Origin of the sequence: Kocuria rhizophila, assembly GCF_003667225.1 — a bacterium.
GTDB lineage: Bacteria > Actinomycetota > Actinomycetes > Actinomycetales > Micrococcaceae > Kocuria > Kocuria rhizophila.
In genome coordinates, this window is record NZ_RCOM01000110.1 from 1 (window position 1) to 6,138 (window position 6,138).

A 6,138-nucleotide genomic window follows, 5' to 3' on the forward strand; every position below is an offset into this window, starting at 1 on the left:
TCCCCCCGCCCCACCACCACCGCCGCCACGAAGCACATCACGTACGCTCCGGCCACCGCGGTCCAGCCGGCGGTGAACGCCCCCGTGAGGTCCACGAGCTGGCCCACCACCACGGGCCCGAGCGCGAAGCCCAGGTACATCCCGGTGGCCACCAGTCCGGACGCCACCCCGATCCTTTCCTTGGGCACGGCGGCCACGATGCCCGAGTTGATCACCACGTTCGCCGCCAGGGGCAGTGCTGCGTGGAAGGCGACGCCCAGCCACATGAGCCAGTGCTGCTGCGTGCTCTCCGCGAGCACGAGCAGCCCGAGCCCCACGATCCCGCCCAGGCTCATGACCTGGATCAGCGGTGCGGGTCTGCCCAGCCTCCCGGTCACCCGGCCCCACCCGATCCGGCTTCCGATCCCGATCACTCCCATCACGCCCAGCAGCAGCCCGGCCACCGTGACCGTGTACCCCATGGCCCGCACCGCGAACAGGGACGCGTACACGTTCACGCCCTGCGTGCCCACCGCGTTGAGGAAGGACGTCAGCGTCAGCAGCCACACCGCAGGCGGCAGCGCGCCCGACGACGCCGCGGCGCTCCCTGCCATGACTCCCGCGCCCACCGCGCGCGGCCCGGGGATTCCCACGGTGCGTTCCCGGGATTCCCGTCCGGGGCCCGCGACGGTAGGAGCGGGCGGCGTCGTCGTCGGGGTGCTCTCGCGGGCGCGGCGCTGCAGCCGGGTGACCACGCTCCACCCCGTGACGAGCAGGGGAACGCACAGCAGCGCACCGAACAGCGCGGCGCCCCGCCAGCCGAGCGCCGCGCCCACCACGGGGAACGTGAGGCCCGCGACCAGCAGGCCCACCTGCACCCCGGACTGCTTCCACCCCATCCACGCGGAGCGCTGGGTCAGCGGGACACGCTGCGCGACGATCCGGTTGGTCACCGGGTTGGAGAAGGACTGCGCGAGCCCCGCGATCAGGGCCGCGACCAGCAGCACGGCGTAGGACTGCCACGTGGCGCTGAGCAGGAACGCCACCAGCACGCCCCCGAAGATCAGGGTGAGCTGCACGCGGGTGTCGATGCGGTCCGCGAGCACCCCCAGCAGCGGCGCCGCGAGACCCGCCATCACGAACACCGCGGTGATGATGAACCCGTACTGCCCCTCGGTGATCCCGTAGCTCTCCACGATGGTGGCGCTGAGCGCACCCACCCCGTAGTTGAACACCGGCCCGGCGGCCATCGCGGCCATGAGCACCGCCAGCAGGATGCCGGGGGCCTTGCGCGTGGGCGCGGAGGGGGTGTGGGTCACAGTCGATCACCCTAGCCCCGCACTGCACTCTCGGCCTCCCGTAGGCTTTCCCCACGACTGAGAAAGGCGGACGTCATGAGTGACTCACTGGATCCGGAGCTCGCCCGGGCCCTGCAGGAACCGGCGCGGCTGGTGCGCGCGGACCCCGCACTGCTGGAGAAGGTCCGTCAGGCGGGCTCCCCCGCCCAGGCGGAACTGGTGCGCCGCGCCTCGGACGCAGGCACCGTGGAGGACCGGTACGCGGCGGCCGCCATGCTCGCCGCCCTCTTCGGCCACCGCGGCCCGCTGGACCAGGCGGCCCACGGCTACGGGAGCACCCCGCCGCTCGAGCTGCTCGCGCTGGCGGACGTCCCGGCGCTGCGGCCCGCTCTGCGGGAGTCGTTGTCCTCCCCCGTCCGCACCGGTCTGCTGGAGTGGGCCACCACCGCGGACCCCTCGCGGCCGCCCCTGGAACTCGCCATGGCGGCGCGGGATCTCGGACTTTCCGACGCCGCGGTGCTGCGTTCCGTCGCGGACCGCGCCGACCAGGTCGCCCAGAGCGCCGGGCGCGCGCAGAAGGGCCCCCTGACCCGGTTCTCCGAGGTGCTGCGCGCGGCGGCCACGAGCGCGCAGGACGGCGGGGCGTCGTCGTCGCCCGCGTCAGCTTCCCGCCCATCCCCGCAGGATCCCGTGCTGTCCCAGGGCCCTGCGGTCACGACCACCAGCATTCCCGCCTCCGAGATGCTGGACGACGACGAACTGGACGAGCCCTCCCAGCCCAGCGGGCGCTACCCCGGAGAGGGCGTGCCCGTGCGCGACTCGATCGCGGGCCCCGGCGCGGGCGCGGCGCGGGAGACCTGGGATCCGGGCAGCACCCCGGGCCACCCTGACTCCCGCCACGAGCCCCAGGACGGGTACGACGCCGCCCGCGCGCCCGGTTCCGCCGGCTCGCCCGACGACTACGGCCCGCCGGTTCCCCCGCGCCAGCCGTCGACCAACGAGCTGTACTACGGGGTGGGCAGCGAGCGCCACGCTCCGCGCGACCCCAACAGCGAGGAGACGCGGAACGAGAACCGCAGCGTGGCCCGCAACTGGGCCATCACGTTCGCTGTGATCGTGGCGATCATGGTGCTGCTGGTGATCCTGCTCTGACAGCAGCTCCTGGCGGCGTCGACCGGGAGCACGCGGCGGTAGCGTGGCCAGAGTGACTACTCAGCAGAACGGCACCGCACCCTGGCAGCACGGCGTGGTGGTGCGCGGCGCGCGCCAGAACAACCTCCGGGACGTCTCCCTGGACCTGCCCCGGGACGCCATCGTGGTGTTCACGGGGGTGTCCGGCTCGGGGAAGTCCTCGCTCGCGTTCGGCACGCTGTTCGCGGAGTCGCAGCGGCGCTACCTGGAGTCCGTGGCGCCGTACGCGCGGCGGCTCATCGATCAGGCGGGCGTCCCGGACGTGGGCGTGATCGAGGGGCTGCCACCCGCCGTCGCCCTCCAGCAGCAGCGGGGCGGGGGCGGCGCGCGCTCGGACGTAGCCACCGTGACCACCCTGTCCAGCCTGGTGCGGATGCTGTACTCGCGTGCCGGGTGGTACCCGCCGGGGCAGGGGATGCTCTACGCGGAGGACTTCTCCGCGAACACCGTGCAGGGCGCGTGCCCCACCTGCCACGGCATCGGGCGGGTGTACGAGGTCACCGAGGACTCCATGGTCCCGGACCCGTCCCTGACCATCCGCGAGCGCGCCGTCGCCTCCTGGCCCGTGGCGTGGGCGGGACAGAACCAGCGGGACATCCTCGTGTCCCTGGGCTACGACGTGGACACCCCCTGGAAGGACCTCCCGCAGAGGGACCGCGACTGGATCCTCTACACCGAAGAGCGCCCCACGGTGGGCGTGTACCGCGGGCTCAGCCCCAACCAGACGCGCAAGGCCCAGCAAGAGGGTGTGGAGCCCACCTACCAGGGCACGTTCATCGGAGCGCGGCGCTACGTGCTGGACACCTTCGCCAACGCCAAGAGCCCCAGCACCAAGAAGCGCGCGGCCCAGTACCTCACCAGCGAGCTGTGCCCGGAGTGCCACGGCAAGAAGATCAAGAAGGAGGCCCTGTCGGTCACATTCGAGGGCCTGGACATCGCCGCGTTCTCGCACCTCCCACTCGCGCGCCTCGCGGAGATTGCACGCGCCGTGGCCGCGGACGGCTGGACCCCGAGCGAGGCCGGTCACCTGACGGACCACGTGCTGGACGCCGAGTCCCGCGCGGCCTCCACCGCCTCGCGGGTGGCGCAGGGAGGGGCCTCGCACGACGCCGCCCCGGACGTCCGGCGCACCCCGAACCTCTCGGTGGAGAAGCGTGCCGCCGCCCAGCGCCTGGCCGCGGACCTCGTGGCGCGGCTGCAGCCCATGATCGACCTGGGCCTGGGCTACCTCTCCCTGGACCGCACCACGCCCACGCTCTCCGGGGGTGAGCGGCAGCGGCTGCGCCTGGCCACGCAGCTCTCCTCCAAGCTCTTCGGGGTGGCGTACGTCCTGGACGAGCCCTCCGCGGGTCTGCACCCCCGTGACCTGGACGCGCTGATCGGGATCCTGCACGGGCTCAAGGACCGCGGCAACAGCCTGTTCATCGTGGAGCACTCGCTCACGGTGATCCACGAGGCGGACTGGCTCGTGGACATCGGCCCCGACGCCGGCGAGCGCGGCGGGCGCGTGCTCTACAGCGGGGATCCCCGGGGCCTCGCGGACGTTCCCGAGTCCGCGACGCGCCGCTACCTCTTCCCGGAGCAGGCCACCGCTCCCGCAGCCCGCGCACCGCGCACGCCGCGCGGATGGCTCGCCCTCGAAGAGGTCACCCGCAACAACCTGCGCGGCCTGGACGTGAGCTTCCCCGCCGGGTGCCTCACCGCCGTCACGGGCATCTCCGGCTCCGGCAAGTCCAGCCTGGTCAGCCAGGCCCTGCCGGTCCTCGTGCGCGAGCGACTGGGCCAGCGCACGGGCGAGTCCCAGGAGATCACGGGCGATCCGGAGTCGGACCTGCTGACGGCCGACGACGCCGCCGAGGACGTCCGCGGGAAGGTCACCTCGGTGCCGGGAGGCGTGCGGCGCGTCGTCGTGATCGACCAGAAGCCGATCGGCCGCACGCCGCGCTCCAACGTGGCCACCTACACGGGGCTGTTCGACGACGTCCGCAAGCTCTACGCCGCCACGGACGAGGCCAAGGAGCGCGGGTACAAGGCCGGGCGGTTCTCGTTCAACGTGGTGGGCGGGCGCTGCCCCACGTGCGAGGGCGAGGGCAGCGTGATGGTGGAGCTGCTGTTCCTGCCCAGCGTGTACGCCCCGTGCCCGGACTGCCACGGCACCCGGTACAAGGCGAGCACCCTGGAGGTGCTGTGGCGGGGGCGCTCCGTGGCGGACGTGCTGGGCATGAGCGTGGACGAGGCGCACGCGTTCTTCGAGGGTGAGGACTCCATCCACCACAGCTTGGGCGTGCTGCGGGACGTGGGGCTCGGCTACCTGCGGCTGGGCCAGCCGGCCACGGAGCTCTCGGGCGGTGAGGCCCAGCGGGTCAAGCTCGCGTCCGAGCTGCAGCGGGCCTCCCGCGGGGACACCCTCTACGTGCTGGACGAGCCCACCGCGGGGCTGCACCCGGCGGACAGCGACCGGCTCATGAACCACCTGCAGGGGCTCGCGGACGCGGGCAACACGGTGGTCATGGCCGAGCTGGACATGCGCATGGTCGCCCAGGCGGACCACGTGGTGGACATGGGCCCCGGCGCGGGAGCCGACGGCGGCCGGGTGGTCGCGGCGGGCACCCCGCACGACGTCGCCGCGCACTCGGACGGCGCCACGGCACCGTACCTGCGGGACGTGCTCGGCTGAACCCGCCCCGGGGAGAATGAACGCATGAGCATCGACGTCCGCCCGGAAGACCCCCGCGATTTTGCTGCTGTCCGGTCCCTCGTGGCCCGCGCCTTCACAGACGCGGAGCACAGTGCCCCGCCCGTGGAGGCGGACGGCGCCCCCGGCGAGGCCACGCTGGTGGGCTGGCTGCGCAATTCTCCCGCCCACGACCCCCGCTTCGCGCTGACCGCCCACGACGGCGCGGACCTCGTGGGTTTCGCGATGGCCACGTGGGGCCGCTGCGCGGGCGAGCCCGTGCTGGGTGTCGGTCCCGTGGCCGTGGACCCGGCCCGGCAGGGCGAGGGCGTCGGCTCACGGCTCATGAGCGCCCTGGTCGAGCGCGCCGCCGAGGCCGGGCAGCCGGTCCTGGTGCTGCTGGGCGACCCGGAGTTCTACTCACGCTTCGGTTTCGTCCCGGCCTCCCGGCTCGGAATCACCGGGGAGCCCGAGTGGGGCGAGTTCTTCCAGGCGGTGCCCCTGGGGGACGGCGTCGTCGCGACCCCGGACGAGTACCGCGGCCCGCGCGGCTCCTACGAGTACGCCGAACCGTTCTCCCGCCTCGGCTGACCCGGGATCCACACCGTGTGACCCGTGACACCGTAGGGTGGTGCCCGGAAGGGACGTCGGGGCGTGGCAGCACCCCGGCACGGGGGTCCTGACACAGCTGCCGCGTGCGGGGGCGCGCCGGGGGTGACCGTTCTACGGGGTCCTCCCGGTGTTCCCCCCACGGGACGGGGGAACACCGACATGACCGAGCCAGGCAAACACCGTGCCGCGCACCGCGCCGAACGGGGAGGGCGGAGCAGGTCGCTGCTATGGCTCGCCGTGGCCGCCGCGCTGGTGCTGATCCTCAGCACGGCCTTCTCCATCTCGCGCCTGGACTCGGACGACGACGCCTCCGGCGGTTCCGGGGCGAGCGGCACCTCCGGGGCGGCGGGCGCGGATGGGCTGGCTCTTATACACATCTGAAGC

5 protein-coding genes are annotated in these 6,138 nt (G+C 73.3%); 4 read left to right on the forward strand and 1 reads right to left on the reverse strand.

Annotation, left to right across the window (positions count from 1 at the left end):
- Positions 1–1,298 (reverse strand): MFS transporter (locus D9R02_RS10955; RefSeq protein ID WP_147435360.1); only part of this gene is annotated, 1,298 nt, incomplete at its 3' end.
- Between the two features lie 75 nt (positions 1,299–1,373).
- On the opposite strand from D9R02_RS10955, the gene D9R02_RS10960 reads away from it, so the two are divergent.
- The 4 genes from D9R02_RS10960 to D9R02_RS10975 all read left to right on the forward strand — a co-directional run bounded on the left by D9R02_RS10960 (position 1,374) and on the right by D9R02_RS10975 (position 6,135).
- A complete protein-coding gene (locus tag D9R02_RS10960) occupies positions 1,374–2,429 on the forward strand; it encodes a hypothetical protein (protein WP_052239295.1) in 1,056 nt (351 codons plus the stop codon).
- Positions 2,430–2,481: 52 nt separating this feature from the next.
- Positions 2,482–5,145 (forward strand): excinuclease ABC subunit UvrA, encoded by a 2,664-nt coding sequence (locus tag D9R02_RS10965; RefSeq protein ID WP_121566907.1) that lies wholly within the window; start codon positions 2,482–2,484, stop codon positions 5,143–5,145.
- A 24-nt stretch (positions 5,146–5,169) separates the two neighbouring features.
- Positions 5,170–5,733, forward strand: a complete 564-nt coding sequence (locus D9R02_RS10970; RefSeq protein ID WP_121566908.1) for a GNAT family N-acetyltransferase — start codon at positions 5,170–5,172, stop codon at positions 5,731–5,733.
- 180 nt (positions 5,734–5,913) lie between these two features.
- Entirely contained in the window at positions 5,914–6,135 is a 222-nt protein-coding gene (locus tag D9R02_RS10975; RefSeq protein WP_121566909.1) for a hypothetical protein, read from the forward strand.
- The last annotated feature ends 3 nt before the right edge of the window (positions 6,136–6,138 follow it).

Bases quoted from the DNA above. Each gene is read 5' to 3' on its own strand.
- D9R02_RS10960 (WP_052239295.1), top strand. From the start codon at position 1,374: ATGAGTGACTCACTGGATCCGGAGCTCGCCCGGGCCCTGCAGGAACCG.
- D9R02_RS10970 (WP_121566908.1), top strand. From the start codon at position 5,170: ATGAGCATCGACGTCCGCCCGGAAGACCCCCGCGATTTTGCTGCTGTC.
- D9R02_RS10975 (WP_121566909.1), top strand. From the start codon at position 5,914: ATGACCGAGCCAGGCAAACACCGTGCCGCGCACCGCGCCGAACGGGGA.